Annotated in this window: 15 protein-coding genes; 8 read left to right on the forward strand and 7 right to left on the reverse strand. The window is 65.8% G+C overall.

What is annotated here, in order from left to right; translation table 11 throughout:
* Positions 1-120: 120 nt before the first annotated feature.
* Positions 121-1,806: an amidohydrolase gene (locus tag IE126_RS17030; protein WP_229825614.1), complete on the reverse strand. Its 1,686-nt coding sequence runs from the start codon at positions 1,804-1,806 to the stop codon at positions 121-123.
* A gap of 48 nt (positions 1,807-1,854) precedes the next feature.
* On the reverse strand, positions 1,855-2,829 hold the full coding sequence (locus tag IE126_RS17035; protein ID WP_189381691.1) for an agmatinase: 975 nt from the start codon (positions 2,827-2,829) through the stop codon (positions 1,855-1,857).
* A 187-nt stretch (positions 2,830-3,016) separates the two neighbouring features.
* On the opposite strand from IE126_RS17035, the gene IE126_RS17040 reads away from it, so the two are divergent.
* Positions 3,017-3,367: a bactofilin family protein gene (locus IE126_RS17040; protein ID WP_108129756.1), complete on the forward strand. Its 351-nt coding sequence runs from the start codon at positions 3,017-3,019 to the stop codon at positions 3,365-3,367.
* Positions 3,368-3,372: 5 nt separating this feature from the next.
* Here IE126_RS17040 and IE126_RS17045 read toward each other — a convergent pair whose 3' ends face one another.
* Complete coding sequence (locus IE126_RS17045; RefSeq protein ID WP_229825616.1) at positions 3,373-3,792, reverse strand: PaaI family thioesterase; 420 nt, start codon at positions 3,790-3,792, stop codon at positions 3,373-3,375.
* A 58-nt stretch (positions 3,793-3,850) separates the two neighbouring features.
* On the opposite strand from IE126_RS17045, the gene IE126_RS17050 reads away from it, so the two are divergent.
* Entirely contained in the window at positions 3,851-4,642 is a 792-nt protein-coding gene (locus IE126_RS17050; RefSeq protein WP_189381692.1) for an enoyl-CoA hydratase, read from the forward strand.
* A 65-nt stretch (positions 4,643-4,707) separates the two neighbouring features.
* Here IE126_RS17050 and IE126_RS17055 read toward each other — a convergent pair whose 3' ends face one another.
* The 4 genes from IE126_RS17055 to IE126_RS17070 are packed head-to-tail and all read right to left on the reverse strand — an operon-like array spanning position 4,708 to position 9,735.
* Positions 4,708-6,057, reverse strand: coding sequence for an FAD-binding oxidoreductase (locus IE126_RS17055; protein WP_189381693.1), 1,350 nt, complete (start codon positions 6,055-6,057; stop codon positions 4,708-4,710).
* Entirely contained in the window at positions 6,057-7,208 is a 1,152-nt protein-coding gene (locus tag IE126_RS17060) for an alpha-hydroxy acid oxidase (protein ID WP_189381694.1), read from the reverse strand. Before IE126_RS17060 ends, IE126_RS17055 begins: the two co-directional genes overlap by 1 nt.
* Positions 7,205-8,128, reverse strand: coding sequence for a dimethylarginine dimethylaminohydrolase family protein (locus tag IE126_RS17065; RefSeq protein ID WP_189381695.1), 924 nt, complete (start codon positions 8,126-8,128; stop codon positions 7,205-7,207). The genes IE126_RS17060 and IE126_RS17065 overlap by 4 nt, the downstream gene beginning before the upstream one ends.
* Before the next feature lie 14 nt (positions 8,129-8,142).
* Positions 8,143-9,735, reverse strand: coding sequence for a zinc-binding metallopeptidase family protein (locus IE126_RS17070; protein ID WP_189381696.1), 1,593 nt, complete (start codon positions 9,733-9,735; stop codon positions 8,143-8,145).
* Positions 9,736-9,906: 171 nt separating this feature from the next.
* Here IE126_RS17070 and IE126_RS17075 point away from each other — a divergent pair, with 171 nt between their 5' ends.
* The 6 genes from IE126_RS17075 to IE126_RS17100 all read left to right on the forward strand — a co-directional run bounded on the left by IE126_RS17075 (position 9,907) and on the right by IE126_RS17100 (position 16,399).
* Positions 9,907-10,791, forward strand: coding sequence for a LysR substrate-binding domain-containing protein (locus IE126_RS17075; protein WP_054302817.1), 885 nt, complete (start codon positions 9,907-9,909; stop codon positions 10,789-10,791).
* Positions 10,792-10,929: 138 nt separating this feature from the next.
* On the forward strand, positions 10,930-11,955 hold the full coding sequence (locus IE126_RS17080; RefSeq protein WP_229825617.1) for an ABC transporter ATP-binding protein: 1,026 nt from the start codon (positions 10,930-10,932) through the stop codon (positions 11,953-11,955).
* Between the two features lie 57 nt (positions 11,956-12,012).
* Positions 12,013-13,128 (forward strand): ABC transporter substrate-binding protein, encoded by a 1,116-nt coding sequence (locus IE126_RS17085; protein ID WP_189381697.1) that lies wholly within the window; start codon positions 12,013-12,015, stop codon positions 13,126-13,128.
* 53 nt (positions 13,129-13,181) lie between these two features.
* Complete coding sequence (locus IE126_RS17090; protein WP_189381698.1) at positions 13,182-13,994, forward strand: ABC transporter permease; 813 nt, start codon at positions 13,182-13,184, stop codon at positions 13,992-13,994.
* Positions 13,991-14,794, forward strand: a complete 804-nt coding sequence (locus IE126_RS17095) for an ABC transporter permease (protein WP_189381699.1) — start codon at positions 13,991-13,993, stop codon at positions 14,792-14,794. Before IE126_RS17090 ends, IE126_RS17095 begins: the two co-directional genes overlap by 4 nt.
* A gap of 3 nt (positions 14,795-14,797) precedes the next feature.
* Entirely contained in the window at positions 14,798-16,399 is a 1,602-nt protein-coding gene (locus IE126_RS17100; protein WP_189381700.1) for a 5-guanidino-2-oxopentanoate decarboxylase, read from the forward strand.
* Positions 16,400-16,449: the final 50 nt, after the last annotated feature.

Below are 16,449 nucleotides of genomic sequence, written 5' to 3' on the forward strand. Positions count from 1 at the left end.
GGACGTGCGACCCGAAAATCAGGCGCGACCGAGTTATCCACAAAAAACCCGCACAACAGACTGACCAAACAACAGAATCACCCCAGAAAAGCCAGACGATGCACCGTCAACCGCGATGATTCAGGGGCCAGAACCCTGATATGTGACGCGGCCACCGCACATCGTCAGCGTGATTCCCGTCGCCCCAAGATCCTCCGGCGCAATCGCTTCCACATCGCCATCGATCATCACAAGATCACCCGCCAGTCCCGGCGCCAGCCGTCCGGTCAATCCCTCCCAATGCGCGGCCCAGGCCCCACCGGCGGTATAGGCGTGCAGACTCTCCATCAGACCCAACCGCTCATCAGCACAGCGAGCGTCATACGGCTGGCGCGTCATGGCGGACTGAAGCCCCCGCATCACGCTGACATCGGTCACCGGCCAGTCACTTGCAAAGGCGACCGGCGCCCCATGGTCCTTCAGCGTCTTCCACAGATAGGCGTCGCGGCGACGCTCGGGGGCAAACCCGACGCTCATCGTCGGCTCCATCGGGAAATCCATCACCCCCGGCGGATGCGGCGGCTGCACGCTGGCGGGGATGCCCAGCGCCCCCAGACGCGGCACATCAGCCCGGTCGATCAACTCGATATGTTCGATCCGGTGCCGGGCGTCGCGCAGGCCATTGGCCAGTGCTGCCGCCTCATAGCCGTCAATCGTCACCCGCACCGCCCCGTCGCCGATGGCATGTACGGCGATCTGAAGACCGCGGCGGTCAATCTCGGTGCAGATCTGCTGAAACCGGTCTGGCGCGAACAAAGGTTCCGCCCGATGCCCCGGACGACCGGGATAATCATTCAGCATACAGGCGGTGCGACTGTCGATCACCCCATCCATGAACATCTTCACGAATCCCGAACACACCATATCCGAGGCGAAATCGCGCGCCATCGCCTCTGCCCGGTCCAGTTCGGACAGTTCCATATGCGGCTTGAAGTGGAAGGGCACCTTGACCCGTGCGGTCAACCGACCTTCGGCCTCCATCTCTGACAGCAGGGTCAGGGTGTAGCGGTTGCCATCCATGTTCACCATTGATGTGATGCCATGCGCAGCGCAATGCGCAAGCCCCGCCGCGATCTTCTGCTTGTCCGCCTCGCGCTGCGCGGCATCGGGCCAGGGGTCGGGCTCGCCGCCGGTCGCAATGCCCAGTTGCAGATGCGCCTCGCCGCCCAGCGCCAGCACCGGCCCGAAGGCCTCGAACTCGCGCAGCTCGCCGGTGGCGAGACCGTCCTCGCCCATCACGACCTCATGTCCATGCGGCATGGCTGCCCCGTGCAGCAGCCCGGCGGCCTCCAGCGCGGCAGTATTGGCCCAGACGGTGTGGTGATCCGGCGCCATCATCGCCAGCGGACGATCAGCGATCACCGCATCCAGATCCGCCCGCGTCACCGGATGGTCGAGAATCCCGTATTCCGCCCCCTGCGCCATCAGCAGCGGCGCATCGGGATTGGCCGCCGCATAGCCTGCAAACGCCGCCTTCAGGTTCTCAGGCCCATGCAACCCACCCAGTTGCAGCTGCGTCAGTTCCGCCCCGCCCAGAACCAGATGCAGATGGCTTTCCACAAACCCCGGCAGAACCGTGCGCCCGCCCGCGTCGATCACCCGCGTATCCGGCCCGGCCAGCGCGGCGATCCCCCCGGCCGTACCGACAGCCTGCACCCGCCCGCCCCGGATCGCCACCGCCTCGGCACGCGGACATCCCGCATCCATCGTCAGCACCTTCGCATTGGTCACGATCAGATCGGCCCGAAACATCGCGTCACCTGTCATTTTCTATCTCCAAGATATCCCGTGGGCATCGCGCTTCGCATGACGGGGTCAGCACGCCTGCCCCGCCAGCCCCTCGGCAATGGCGCAAAGCATCTCGAACATGATCGAGACGCCGAGAAATGCCGTGCCGCCCGACGGGTCGAATGGAGGCGAAACCTCGACGAGATCGGCGCCGACGATCTTTACCCCGCGCAGCCCCATGGCCACCTGCAAGGCCTGCCAGCTGTTCGGTCCCCCCACCTCCGGCGTGCCGGTGCCCGGGGCAAAGGCCGGGTCCACGAAGTCGATGTCATAGCTGACATAGGTATCGCCCGCGCCCGCGCGATCCCGTGCCTCGGCCATCACATCCTCGACACCCCGGACATGGAATTCCTCGATCGGGATGACGCGGATGCCCACCGCCCTGGCAAAGTCGCGGTCCTCGCTGTCATAGGCCGTGCCGCGAATCCCGATCATGGTGACGCGCGCGGGGTCCAGCAGCCCCTCCTCAACCGCGCGGCGGAAGGGTGTGCCATGGGTATACATCGTGCCGCCGAAATAGCTGTGGAACAGGTCGGTGTGGCTGTCGAAATGGATCATGCCCAGAGGCCGGTCCTTTGCGAGGGCCCGCAGGATCGGCAGCGTGCACAGATGGTCGCCCCCGGCGGTCAGCGGCACGATCCCCGCCGCGCGCACCTTTGAATAGAAGCTTTCCATTCGCTTCAGGCTGTCCATCACATCCGCCGGATTTGGCCCGACGTCACCCAGATCGGCGCAGCGCACCATCTCGAAGGGCCGGATGCCGGTCACGCCGTTCTGCGCCCGGATCATGGTGGAATAGTCGCGCAACTGTCGGGGACCGTGGCGCGGACCCGGGCGGTTGGTCGTGCCGCCGTCCCATGGCGCGCCGATCAGCCCCACCTGCACCTCCGACAGTCGCGGGTTGTCGAGGGCCACATGCGGAAGGCGCATGAAGGTCGGCACTCCTGCAAAGCGCGGCAGGTCGAATCCCGAAACCGGGTGAAAGAAGCTGTCCTCCGTCATGACGGCACTCCCTGTTCAATTTGATCATTTTCTGCATCCAACCACCCGCGCAGGTACTTGTCACGCCCGGAAGCGACCTCCCGAACCGACATCTCTCCTTGCGGAAATCCCCGCCTGCGCTGCACAGGGCCTTGACCACCGCGCGCCCCTGCGCCTCTATCGGGCAAAAGCTTCTCAGGACCGCGTCATGACCTTGCCCGCCGAATCGCCCCGTACCACAGCCGCCGCCGGGCGCTCTGTCATCGCGCAGGATGTACGGATCAAGGGCGACATCGGCTCTGAAGGAACGGTCGAGCTGATGGGCCAGATCGAGGGCAAGATCACCGCCCGCACCCTGATCGTCGGTGCCGACGGTTTCGTGAAAGGCACCGTCATGGCCGAAACGGTCGAGGTGCGCGGCAAGGTCGAGGGCAAGATTTCCTGCGTGACGCTGACGCTGCGCGCCGCGGCCCAGGTGACAGCCGACAGCAATTACACCACCCTTGCCATCGAAAGCGGCGCCACGGTCGAGGGCCGCTTTACCCGCACGACAAGCTGACCCGCTCAGCCGCGCGGCGGAAGCGCATAGGTCAGCGAGGCGCGGGCGACCACGCCCCCGGCACCTTCGCTGCGGATCAGCACATCGCCCACCGCCAGTTGCCGCCCGAGCTTCAACAGCCGCGCCTCGGCCAGCAGGTCGCGCCCTGCCTCGGGTTTGCGCATGAAGTCGATGCTGCAATTGGTCGTGACCGCAAGGGCGACCGGCCCGATCCGGCTCAGGATCGCCAGATAGATCGCCACATCCGCCAGCGCGAACATGGTCGGGCCGGACACCGTGCCGCCTGGGCGCAGATGCCGCTCGGCCGTCAACAGGCGCATGGTCAGCAGGTCGGGCGTCACCGCCGCAATGTCGAAATCCGCTGCCACCTGCGGAAACTCGCGCCCCAGAAACGCCAGTAATTCCGCCCTGTCCATTGCCAGCATCCGCTTTCCTCCCTGCGCATTCACCGCTAGCCTCCGGTGAAACGGGAGGAATGACAAGATGACCGAACTGATCCAGCGCGAAAGCCTCGGCCCGGTGACACGGCTGACGCTGAACATGCCGCAAAGCCTGAACGCGCTGTCCGATGCGATGCTCGCGGCCTTGTCCGATACTTTCGCGACGCTGGCCGAGGATCGCACCACCCGCGTCGTCATCCTGCGCGGGGCGGGCAAGGCGTTCTGTGCCGGGCATGACCTGAAAGAAATGCAGGCCGCGCGGCAGTCGCCCGACAAAGGCGCCGCCTATTTCCTCGACCTTTTCACCCGCTGCGGCGCGGTGATGCAGGCCATCCCCGCCCTGCCCCAGCCGGTCATTGCCGAAGTTCATGGCATCGCCACCGCCGCCGGCTGCCAGCTCGTCGCCTCCTGCGACATGGCGGTGGCGGCGGAAGGCACACGGTTCGGAGTGAACGGGGTGAACATTGGTCTGTTCTGTTCGACCCCGATGGTCGCGCTCAGCCGCAATGTCCCCGCCAAGGTGGCTTTCGAGATGCTGACAACCGGCGAATTCATCGACGCGACCCGCGCCCGCGAAGTCGGCCTCGTGAACCGCGTCGTGCCGCATGCCGATCTGTCGGAGGCCACGCTGGCCCTTGCGCAGACCGTCGCGGCCAAACTGTCTGCCGCCGTGAAGATCGGCAAACGCGCCTTCTATGATCAGATCGGCCTCGATCTGGCCGATGCCTATACCCATACTGCCGCCGTCATGCAGGAAAACATGCTGTGGCGCGACACCGCCGAAGGCATTCAGGCCTTCATCGAAAAACGCGCGCCTGACTGGGCCGAACGCTGACCATCCAGCGCCAAATTCGCCGCAACGAATTTGCAAATTTCCTGCAAGAAATTTGCGCGACCAGTTCACCCCGGCAGCACCTTGCCGGGGTTGAGCAGCCCTTTCGGGTCCAGCGCCGCCTTGATTGCCCGCATCGCCGCCAGTTCCGCCGGGCTGCGGCTGTAGCCCAGCCAGTCACGCTTCAGCGTACCGATCCCGTGCTCCGCTGAAATGGAGCCACCAAAGTCGCGCACCACGCCATAAGCGATGGCATCAACCTCATGCACCTCTGCATCAGACGCGCCCGGCACATGCACGGCGACATGCACATTGCTGTCAGCGACATGGCCGTAGAAGGACACATGCGCGCCGGGGAAACGCGCCAGCAGCGCCACCCGGCAGGCCCGCGCGAAATCATCCAGCCGCCCGGTCGTCAGGCTGACATCCAGATTGATGAGCCCCGGCATCGCGGCATCCATCTCCAGCCCCTCGCGCACCGCCCAGAAGCGCCGCGCCTCGGCGAAGGATTGCGCGATCAGCGCATCCGTCATCACGCCCTCCTCGAAAGCGGCTTCCAGCAGCGCTTCCAGCGCGGGGCCTTCGTCAGCCTCAAGGATCACTGCAAAGGGCGGCGGATCGGCGAAAACCACATGAGTCAGATGGCTCTGGCTACAAGTGAAATAGTCGCGCCACATCGCCTCGAAGGCCGAAAGGCCGGGTAGTGCCGACCGCGCCATAGCCAGGAGCCGCAGCACAGAGGCGAAATCCGGCAGCGCCGCCATCACGGTGCCCCGCGGCCCCGGCAAGGGGCGCAGCCGGATCACCGCACGGGTGATGACGCCCAGCGTGCCCTCGGACCCGGCGAACAGGTGGCGCAGGTCGTAGCCGGTGTTGTTCTTCACCACTCTGGTCATCTGGCTCAGCACCGTGCCATCGGCCAGCACCGCCTCAATCCCCAGCAGGTTGTCACGGGTCATCCCGTCGCGTAGCACCCGCAGCCCGCCCGCATTGGTGGCGATATTGCCGCCGATCTGACACGAGCCGCGCGCGCCCAGATCGACCGGCAGCAGGAAGCCCGCCGCCTCGGCCGCCTTCTGCGCGACCTCCAGCACGGTGCCTGCCCGCACCACCATGGCCATGGCTTCGCCGTCGATTTCCTCGACCCCTGCCAGCCGTGACAGCGACAGCGCGACCTGCCCCGTCTGTGGTTGCGCGCCGCCAGCGAGGCCGGTCATGCCGCCCTGCGGCACCACGGCGACGCCGTGCCGGTGGCAGATCGCCAGCGCAGCCGAAACCTCCGCGACGCTTGCAGGTCGCAACAACGCCAGCGGCAGGTCGTGGCCGGTGCGGCTCGCATCCGACCGCGCGGCCACGGGCACATCGGCGCCGGTCAGGCAACCTTGCGGACCAAGTGCTGCGCGCAGATCTTGCAGCATCACAGGCTCCATTCCGCCCCCCTGAGATCATCCAGCCGCGACATGCCCAGTTGCCCCATCGTCGTGCGCAATTCCGCCATCAGCACCGCCGCCAGATGCGCGGGGCCCCGGGGGCCTGCCGCCGCAGCGGCTTGCAGGAAGGGGCGCCCGATCAGCACCGCATCCGCGCCACGCGCCAGCATCCGAGCAATATCCAGCCCCGAGCGCACACCGCTATCCGCCAGAACCAGCGCGCCCTCGCCCAGACGATCACGGATCGCAGGCAGCACCTCGACCGAGGCGGGCGCGGCATCCAGTTGCCGCCCGCCGTGGTTCGACACCACCACACCATCCGCCCCGCAATCCAGCGCCACCGCTGCGTCTTCGGACGACAGCACGCCTTTCACGATCAGTCGCCCCGGCCATACCGCCCGGATCCGCGCCAGCCGGGCCGGGCCGATATGGCCCTCAAGCTGCGCCCCGATGAAGGCCGCCTGTTCCGTCACACTGCCTTTCGGCAGCACGGGCAGGATGTTCTGAAACGCCGGAATCCCGCGCCCTGCCTGCCCCATCGCCCAGCGTGGGCAGGCCATGATCTGCAACAGCGTCTGTAAAGTGAAGCGCGGCGGAAAGCTGAGACCGCTTTGAATGTCACGCCGTCGCCGGGTGGCGCCGGGCACATCCACCGTCACCATCAGCACCTTGTATCCCGCCGCCTGCGCCCGTGCCATCAGCGCGGCGTCAATCTCCGGATCGGCAAAGGAATATAGCTGAAAGATCCGCCCGGCGCCAGCCAGCAGCGCGATCTGCTCCATCGCGGTGGTGGACACGGTGGACAGCACATGCCCCAGCCCCGCCGCCCCCATCGCCCGCGCGATGGCCAGTTCAGCCCCCGGCCAGATCAGCCCGCCCAGCCCCATCGGCGCCACAGCGAAGGGCGCGGCCCAGCGCACGCCCGCCACCGTTACCGACAGGTCCGGCACCGCGCACTCCACCACATAGCGCGGCATCAGCGCCACGGCATCCAGCGCGCTGCGGTTGCGCGCCAGACCGACCTCGGCCCCGATCCCCCCGACCATGTAATCACGCACGAAGCGTGGAATACGGGGCACGCCCGCAGCCTCCATCGCCGCGGCATCGGGGAAGCGTCGGTCCAGCGCAGGGTCGATCATGGCACCCGTTTCAACGCCTGTGCCATGCAGTGAATGCCACCGCCGGTCTTGGAGATTTCGGACATATCCACCTCTGCCACCTCGAAGCCACGCGCCTTCAGTTGCCCGATCAGAACCTGCGAGCTTGAGGGCGCGATCACCCTGTCGCCGCCAAGAGACATGAAATTGCACCCAAGCGCCATAGTGTCCTGAAACGGCACGTCGATGATTTCATGCCCCTTGGCCTTCAGCCAGTCGACGATGCCCGGTTCGGTGCAGGCAAGGCAGACGGCGGTCAGCTTCGGCGCGACCGGCACCACCATCAGGTCGATATGCACATAATATTCGTCGATGAAGGCCAGCCGCACCTCCCAGCCCTCGGCCTCGAACCAGCCGGCGACCTGCCGCGCGCCTTCCTCCTGCGTGCGGGCACCGCCGCAGCCGATGAGCACGCAGCCCTCCTCGATCACGTTGAAATCGCCACCCTCGAAGGTGCCCGCCGTCACCATGTCATAGATCGGGATGCCCAGACTTTCGTAATACCGGATCGCGGCATAGTTCTCGCCCCGGCGCCACCATTGCGACATGGCGGTGATGAAGGCGCCGTAAGGTGTCATCACGCTGGAATCGCGGGTATAGACCTGCATTGCCAGTTCCGGCTCCGGCGGCACGGTATGCACCTTGACGCCAAAATGTTCGTAGGCCGCAACCAGTTCCTTGTGCTGTGCCTGTGCGACCTGAATGTTGCAGGGGTTTTCCCGCAGATGCTTGCGCGACAGGCTGGAGGTCGCCATGTGCCGCAGATAGGCGGGGTTGCCCAGCAGCACATCGGTCAGCCGGTCGGTTTCATTGGCAAATCCCCAGCCGGACAGCGGCGCCGTGCCGCCGCCGGGCTTGCGGCGTTGCAGGGTGAAGGGCTCGGGACGGGTCTGCACGTTCATCGCATCTCTCCTGTTCAGGCGCCGGGCATGGCAGAGGGGATCCACCAGTCCCGCCCGCGCGGGGTTGTCACATATTCGGGCCAGCGGAAGTTCACCGGCGGGTCGTAATCGCAAAGCGGCGCGATCCAGTCGGCGCCGCCGACACCGCCGCCGGTGCGGCGGTTGAATTCATCCCAGGCAGCCTCGCGCGCGCCCGCATCCTCCAGCAGGCGCAGCGCCGACAGCGCCAGCACCTCGGCGGCGCGCTGAACCATCGGGTCGATGGTGGCCGGAATGCCGCCCAGCGCGTTCATTACCCAAGCTGGATAGGCATAGCCCGCCGGGGCCCGCAGCGCGGGGCGCGCGATGTAGAACCGCGCGGTGGGCGCGTGCCATGTCATGTCGGTATAGTCGTCCGAGGTGGAGTTCTTCTGCGACGGCGGCAGGTCGTGGCGCAGGATCGCCTCGGCCGCCTCGGGGTCAATCAGGCGTGACATTTCGGGGATGAAGGGATCGTCCATCGGGGTCAGGCCGACATTGGCCTGAATCTCGCGCGCCACCGCTGCCGCCTTATCATCCCAGACCGGGGCGCCCACCGTCTGCATCGCCTGCCAGACCACACGGGCCATGGCGTGATTGGCCAGACCGGGGCGCGACTTGCAGACCCAGTGCCGTTCCCACCGGCAGCCGGTCATCGCCGCCGCCGCCTCGGCATTGCGGTCGAGCGCCGCGGTCACCGCCTCGGCCATCACCAGCGTCGGCACGCGCATCATGTATTGCACCTCGGCCAGACCGGCGGGCTGGTTGTCGGCAGTGGCCTGCCCGGCGGTCAAAATCGCCTCGGAAATCGACCAGCCGCCCTGATGCGGCAGCATGGAATCGCGCAGCGATTTCGAGGTCAGGAACATCAGGTTCAGCGCATCATTCGCCCCCGGTGCCCGGATTGCGCTATGCGATTGCGGAATCGGCGCCCCGTCGCTGCGGCCCCATGCCTCGGGCGTATCGCAGATGAAGCGATAGACCATGGAATAGGCCGCACCACAGTGAGTTTCCCAGCGCACCGTATTGCACATCGGCAGCATGTAGAACGGATGGAAGGACAGGATCGCCGCCAGCCCGTCGTAATAGCCCTTCGCAGCATGGATGGGCTTCGATCCGCGCACCTTTTCCGCCGGTTCGCCGGTAAAGCGGATGCCGCCGGGAATGCCGTGCCGCTCCATCGCGGCCTTCACCGCAAGCGCGCCGCCCAGACCCGCGATGCCGAGGCCCGAATGCGGGTCGGTATGCCCGCCCGCCTGAAACCCCAGCCCCGCGCGGGGTTCGCGCCGCGTGCTGGCCGCCTGACAATTGCCGGGAATACCATCATATTCGGCATACATGCCGATCACCGGCCCGGCACCATTGTGCCATTCGGCGCAGAAGGCTGTGGGCATCCCGGCCGAGCCTTCCTCGACCGTGAAGCCTTCGGCCCGCAGGCGCGCCACATACCATTCGGCAGAGCGGTATTCGCGCCATGCCGTCTCGCCATGGTCAAAGATTGTCGCGCACCAGTCCGACAGATCGGCCCGGCGCGCGGCCACGGCGGCAAGGGCAGTTCTCTGGGCGGGCGAAAGGTCGGTCGTGGTCACGGCGTGGTTTCCCTGCTGCCTTGAACGCGGGAAACCCGCCCTTTCAGGGCTAGCGCCGGAGGCAGGCGGGAAAAAGTGAAACCTCTTCCCGCCATCGGCAAACGGATTTCACCTTTCGCTGGAAAGTCACGCGAACCGCAGCTAGCCTCGCCGCAGAACCCGGAGAGCATGATGTCCCGCATCCCTTCGACCCAGGCGCTGCGCGCGCTGGAAAGCTTTGCCCGGCACGGCACCGTCTGGCAGGCGGCGGACGAGCTGAACCTGACGCGCAGCGCGGTCAGCCATCAGTTGCGCCTGCTGGAACGCGATCTTGGCTTCCGGCTGATGAACCGTATCGGCACCCGGGTCGAACTGACGCCGCAGGGGCTTGCCTATGCCATCGACGTGCGGCGCGCGCTGGCCGTCATTTCCGGCTCTGCCACCCGCAACGCGGCCCGCGGCGTGACCGGGGCGCTGACCGTCAGTTGCCCGCCCGGCTTTGCCTCCAGCTGGCTTTGCACGCGGATCGGCAGCTTCTCCGACGCCTTTCCCGATGTGGTTGTGTCGCTGGTCACCCCTCGCCGGCTGGATGATGTCAGTAACCCGGACGTGGATGTCTTCATCACCTTTGGCCTTGGAAATCAGCCGGGCATGGAGGTCGAGCTGTTGAAGGAGGTGGAGTTCACCCCCCTGTGCAGCCCGATCCTGCTCAACCGGCGCGAGGGGATGGATACACCGCAGGCGCTCTTGTCCTCGACCCTGCTGCATCTGACCGATTTCGCGGATTGGGAAATGTGGTTTCAGCTGTCCGGCCTGCCGACCGAAGCGGCCCAGACCGGCATCCGCTTTTCCGACATGAACCTTGTCTATGCCGCCGCACTTGGGGCGCAGGGGGTGGCAATGGGTGACGAGTTCATCTGCCAGCAGGCCATGGCGACGGGTCTTCTGATCCGTCCCTTCGATCTGGCGATCCGCTCCCCCCGGTCCTATTTCATGATCGTGCCCCCGGAAAAGGCCGACAATCCCGCCAGCGCGGCGTTTCGGGGATGGCTGCGGGCAGAACTGCCGCAGGATTAGGCGGAAGTCGAACAAAACACCTCGATCGACAAATTTCATTTCACAAGCAGGCGAAAAACTTTCGGTTGTCTTTCGAAGGCAGTGCTTCCACGCTTTGCCTGACGATGAGAGAGCCTCTCCGCCAGCAGGGAAGAATCCGTGAGCCAAGCAGCAGAAATCGGCGCCACCGGAATTGGCAAGATGTTCGGCCAGTTCACAGCCCTCGCCGACATCACGCTGACCATCGCGCGGGGCGAGTTCCTGACGCTGCTCGGCCCCTCCGGCTCGGGCAAGACGACCTTCCTCAATGTACTGTCCGGGTTCGAGCCCCCCACCTCGGGGCGGCTGACGCTGGATGGTCGCGACATGACGGCGATGCCACCCGAGGCGCGCGGTTTCGGCATGGTGTTTCAGGGCTATGCCCTGTTCCCGCATATGTCGGTCGAGGACAACATTGCCTTTCCGCTGAAAGTGCAGGGTCGGAACGCAGCCGAGGTCAAACGCCGCGTGGCCGAAATGGTGGAGATGGTCGGGCTGGGCGGACACGGCCACAAGCGCCCCGCCGGTCTGTCGGGAGGGCAGCAGCAGCGTGTGGCACTGGCCCGCGCGCTGGCGTATGAACCGCCGGTTCTGTTGCTGGACGAACCGTTCTCGGCGCTCGACAAGAACCTGCGTGGCCAGATGCAGGATGAAATGCGCCGCATCCACCGCGACACCGGCACCACCTTCGTTTTCGTGACCCATGATCAGGAAGAGGCGCTGGCGCTGTCCTCACGGGTGGCTATCTTTGAACGCGGCCGGCTGCAACAGCTTGCCGCGCCGCGCGAGGTTTACGAACGTCCCGCAAATCGTTTCGTGGCCGAGTTTCTGGGCGATATCAACATCCTGCCGGTCAGCGGCGGCCGGATCGAGGGCCGCGCGGTCGAGACCGCAGCGCCGAATGGCGATCTGGCAATCCGGCCCGAATACATGGCGTTGTCCCTGACCGAACCGGGCCAGGGGAATGCCGTCGCTGCCACGCTGCAAGACCTCACCTATCTGGGCGCCGAAACCCGGCTGTCACTTCAGACACCAGGCGGCGTGCCTCTGGTGCTGCATCAGCCCACCGCCGCCTTGCCTGCGGGCCTCGCCCCTGGCGCCGCCGTCTGGGCCAGTTGGGCGCCGGAACGCGGCTTTCTGCTTTGACGACCCGCCCTGCCACGGGCGGCACCTGTAAGACCGAACAATAACAGGGAGATAGCAATGAACGGTCCTTTTGAACGTGACTGCGTGGATATCCTGCAAACCCGCCTGAAGCGCGGCCAGATCTCGCGCCGCGATTTCACCACCGGCCTTGCGCTGCTTTTGGGCACCTCTGCGCTGGGTCTGCGCGGCACCCCGGCGCTGGCTGAAACCAAGGAACTGGTCTTCGTCAACTGGGGCGGCGATGCCGGAGCCGCCTATGACGAGGCCTATGGCAAGGCTTTCCTCGAAGCCACCGGCATCACGGTAAAGCAGGACGGCTCGGGCCCGACTGAAGGCGCCATCGCGGCACAGGTCGAAAGCGGCAAGCCTTCGTGGGATATCGTCGACGTTGATCCCTTCTCGGCCGAGGCCCTGGGCAAGAAGGACATGATGGAAAAGATCGACTACGCGGTGGTCGACAAGGGCAAGATGCGGCCCGGTTTCGGCTGGGACCATTCGGCCTCCAGCTATTTCTACAGCTATATCATCGCCTATGACGCTGCGAAGTTCAAAGACAACCCGCCGAAATCCATGGCCGATTTCTTTGACACCGAAAAATTCCCCGGCAAGCGCAGCATGTACAAATGGGGCACGGGCATGTGGGAAGCGGCGCTTCTGGCCGATGGCGTGGCGCCGGACCAGTTGTATCCGCTCGACCTCAAGCGCGCGCATGACAAGATCGCCGCCTTCAAGGACAATGTGGTGGCCTTCTGGGGCGGCGGTTCGGAAAGCCAGTCGATCCTCCTGAACGGTGAGGCGTCGATGGCGCTGATCTGGTCAACCCGCGCGAAGCTGATCGAGGAAGACAGCGAAGGCGATGTGGCCTTCATCTGGGATCAGGGGCTGGTCGCGCCCGGCGCCATGGGCGTGGTGAAGGGAAATCCGGGTGGCGCGGCAGCTGCGATGCAGTTCATCGCCTCGGCGCAAGACCCCGAAAAGCAGATCGTCATGTTCCGCATGTTGGGGCAAGGCCCGGCCAATCCGGCGGCGGATGCGATGCTGCCCGCCGAGGACGCGCGGTATAACCCCGTGGATCCGGCGAATTTCGCGCTTCAGATCCCGCTCGACATGGCGTGGTATGAAGAAAACTACGGCCCGGCGCTGGACGAATACCTCAAGATCATCTCTGCCTGAGCCCTTCGCCGCCCCCGGTCATGTGCCGGGGGCGGCCCAGAACTGGAATAGCTATGACCTCGCGCCACATCATGCTGCTTGGCCCGCTGCTGCTGTTGCTCGGCGCAGCATATCTCGTGCCGTTCCTCGGTGTCATGCAGTGGAGCGTGACCCTGCCGGAACCCGGCCTTGGCCAGTATCGCACCGCACTGACCGACCCTTTGGTGCTGGGTGTGATCTGGCGCACGTTGCGCATCTGCGCGCTGGTGACGGTGCTGTCGGTCGCGGCGGCCTATGTGATGACTCTGGTCTGGGTGCGCGGCGGGCCGGTGGCGCGGCTGGTGGTGGAACTGTGCATCCTCATCCCCTTCTGGATTTCGGTCCTCACGCGGGCCTTTGGCTGGCTGGCGCTTCTGTCGAACAAGGGGCTGGTCAATGGCTGGCTGCAAACGCTGGGCATCATTTCCGAGCCTTTGACGCTGGTGCGCAACGAATTCGGCGTCGTGCTGGGGATGGTGCATTTCCTGGTCCCCTTCGCGGTCTTCCCGCTCGCCTCGTCCATGCACGCCGTGGATGAGCGTGTGCTGATGGCCGCGCGCGGCATGGGGGCCAGCCGTGCGCGCATCTTCTGGCAGGTCTTCGTGCCGATGACGAAAAGCGGCATCCTTGGCGCCGTGCTGCTGGTCTTCGTCTTCGCGCTGGGTTTCTTCGTCACCCCGGCCATCCTTGGCGGCGGGCGCAGCGTGATGGTGGCGGAACTGATCTATCTGCGCATCTTCCAAAGCCCGGACTGGGGCCTTGGCGCTGCGATCAGCGTAATCCTGATGATCGCCGTCGGCGCCCTGCTGGCCCTGATGCTGCGCCAGACGAAAGGAGCGGCCCGATGATCCAGCTGCGCCCCGGCCCGATCCCGCTGATCCTCGCGGCACTGATCGCCGTGTTCCTTCTGATGCCGCTGATTGCTGTGATCCCGGTCAGCTTCACCCCGAACCGCTATCTGTCCGTCCCCGATGCCGAATGGTCCTTGCGCCATTACCGCAGCCTGCTCGACAAGCCGGTCTGGGCCGAGGGCATCTGGCTGTCCATCCGCATCGGCCTTGTCGCCTCGGTGGTGGCAACGGCGCTGGCCACGGCTTTTGCGTTGGGGATCTGGATGTTGCAGCCGCGTTTTGCGGGGCTTCTGATGGGGCTGGCGCTGCTGCCGATGGTGGCGCCGCCGGTCGTTTCGGCGCTGACGCTTTATTTCTTCCTCATCACGCTCTCAAAGGTGAACGGCGTCATCGCCTATGACACCTGGGCGGGGGTGGCACTGGCTCATGCGGTGATGATCGCGCCCTTCGCGGTGGTATTGATCTCGGTCGCGCTGTCACAGCTTGACCGCCGCATCGACCTTGCAGCCCGGTCGATGGGTGCGGGCGTGATGACGCGGGTGTTCGGGGTAATCCTGCCCAATATCCGCTTCACCCTGCTGACCGCGCTTTTCCTGACCTTCGTCCTGTCGTGGGAGGAGATCGGCGTGACGCTGTTCATCACCTCGGTCAATGCGGTGACGCTGCCGCGACTGATGTGGATGGGGCTGCGCGACAACATCGACCCGGCCATCGCCGCAATCTCGGTGGTGCTGATCGCCATCGTCGTGGCGGTGATCCTGTGCAAGACCCTCTGGCAATTGCGGAAAGCGAAGTAACCGATGAGCACCGACATCTCGACCGGCGTCTGGCTGACGCAGGCGCTGCGCGCCTATGGGGTGGACACCGTTTTCGGCATCCCCGGCGTGCATACGATCGAGCTTTACCGTGGCCTTTCGGGCAGCGGCATCCGCCATGTTACGCCGCGCCACGAACAGGGGGCGGGGTTCATGGCCGATGGCTATGCCCGCGCCAGTGGACGGCCGGGCGTATGCTTCATCATCTCCGGCCCCGGCATGACGAATATCCTGACCGCCATGGGGCAGGCCTATGCGGATTCGGTGCCGATGCTGGTGATTTCCACCGTCAACGCCCATGGCCGCATGGGCTCGGGCGAGGGCTGGCTGCATGAATTGCCGAACCAGCAGGCCATGGTTGCCGGCGTGAGCGCCTTCAGCCGCACCGTCCACCGCCCCGAGGAGCTGGCAACCGCGCTGGCACAGGCTTTCGCGCTGTTCGAGGGTGGCCGCCCGCGGCCAGTGCATCTGGAGCTTCCCATCGACGTGATGCTGGCCCCGGCCGGGTACCTGCCCCTGCCGAAGCCCGCACGCACCCCGCGCCCTGCCCCGGCACAATCGGCGGTGGTCGAGGCGGCGACGATGCTGTCTGCGGCTCGCGCGCCGGTGATTCTTGCAGGCGGCGGTGCCACCCGTGCGACCGCCCTGCCCGCTTTGGCAGAAGCGCTGGATGCGCCGCTGGTGATGACGACCAATGCACGCGGCATCCTCCCGCCGGGTCATCCGCTGGCGGTGACGCTGACCGCCTCGATGCCCGAAACCCGCGCGCTGATCGCAGGGGCGGATGTGGTGCTGGCGGTAGGCACAGAAATGGGGCCGACCGACTACGACATGTATGAGGATGGTGGCTTCGCCATCCCCGGACGGCTGATCCGGCTGGACATCGACCCGGTGCAGACCCATCGCGGCAAGGCACCCGACCTCTGCCTGACCGGCGACGCAGGTGAAGGCACGGCGGCGCTGCTTGCCGCCATCACCCCGCGCGACACGCGGGATGGCGCCGCCCGCGCCGCCGCCGCGCAAGCCGGATTGTCCGCCCTGCCCGCGCCGTTGCGCGGAGATCTGGCCCTGTTGGATCTTCTTCGCGATACCCTGCCCGACACGCTTATCGTAGGGGACAGCACACAGGCCGTTTATGCGGGCAACATGGGCTTCGCCGCAGCCCGGCCCGGCGGCTATTTCAACTCGGCCACCGGCTTTGGCACGCTCGGCTACGGCCTGCCTGCCGCCACGGGAGCCGCCCTGGCAGAGGGGCGGCCGGTTCTGGCCCTGATCGGCGATGGCGGGCTGCAATTCACGCTGGCCGAACTGACCACCGCCGTGGAGGCCCGCGCGCCGGTTATCCTGCTTTGCTATGACAACAAGGGCTATGGCGAGATCAAATCCGCCATGGTCGCGCAGAACGTGCCACCGCTGGGGGTGGATATCCTGACACCTGATCTTGGCGCGATTGCGCACGCCTGCGGATGGAAGGTGTGCGGTGTGACGGATGCCAGCGAATTGCGGCGGGCAGTCCTTGAGGCGGCGGCGCGCGGCGATTGCACGATGATCCTTTATGGCGAGGCGCTGCGCGAAAGCCTGCGCTGAGCGCCCGGCGGCACTGTCGCAAAGGTGAGTCTTTGGGCAAGAAGCAAAGT

This window comes from Gemmobacter nanjingensis (genome assembly GCF_014652195.1).
GTDB lineage: Bacteria > Pseudomonadota > Alphaproteobacteria > Rhodobacterales > Rhodobacteraceae > Gemmobacter > Gemmobacter caeni.

Bases quoted from the DNA above. Each gene is read 5' to 3' on its own strand.
- IE126_RS17030 (WP_229825614.1), bottom strand. From the start codon at position 1,806: ATGACAGGTGACGCGATGTTTCGGGCCGATCTGATCGTGACCAATGCG.
- IE126_RS17035 (WP_189381691.1), bottom strand. From the start codon at position 2,829: ATGACGGAGGACAGCTTCTTTCACCCGGTTTCGGGATTCGACCTGCCG.
- IE126_RS17040 (WP_108129756.1), top strand. From the start codon at position 3,017: ATGACCTTGCCCGCCGAATCGCCCCGTACCACAGCCGCCGCCGGGCGC.
- IE126_RS17045 (WP_229825616.1), bottom strand. From the start codon at position 3,792: ATGCTGGCAATGGACAGGGCGGAATTACTGGCGTTTCTGGGGCGCGAG.
- IE126_RS17050 (WP_189381692.1), top strand. From the start codon at position 3,851: ATGACCGAACTGATCCAGCGCGAAAGCCTCGGCCCGGTGACACGGCTG.
- IE126_RS17055 (WP_189381693.1), bottom strand. From the start codon at position 6,057: ATGCTGCAAGATCTGCGCGCAGCACTTGGTCCGCAAGGTTGCCTGACC.
- IE126_RS17060 (WP_189381694.1), bottom strand. From the start codon at position 7,208: ATGATCGACCCTGCGCTGGACCGACGCTTCCCCGATGCCGCGGCGATG.
- IE126_RS17065 (WP_189381695.1), bottom strand. From the start codon at position 8,128: ATGAACGTGCAGACCCGTCCCGAGCCCTTCACCCTGCAACGCCGCAAG.
- IE126_RS17075 (WP_054302817.1), top strand. From the start codon at position 9,907: ATGTCCCGCATCCCTTCGACCCAGGCGCTGCGCGCGCTGGAAAGCTTT.
- IE126_RS17085 (WP_189381697.1), top strand. From the start codon at position 12,013: ATGAACGGTCCTTTTGAACGTGACTGCGTGGATATCCTGCAAACCCGC.
- IE126_RS17090 (WP_189381698.1), top strand. From the start codon at position 13,182: ATGACCTCGCGCCACATCATGCTGCTTGGCCCGCTGCTGCTGTTGCTC.
- IE126_RS17095 (WP_189381699.1), top strand. From the start codon at position 13,991: ATGATCCAGCTGCGCCCCGGCCCGATCCCGCTGATCCTCGCGGCACTG.
- IE126_RS17100 (WP_189381700.1), top strand. From the start codon at position 14,798: ATGAGCACCGACATCTCGACCGGCGTCTGGCTGACGCAGGCGCTGCGC.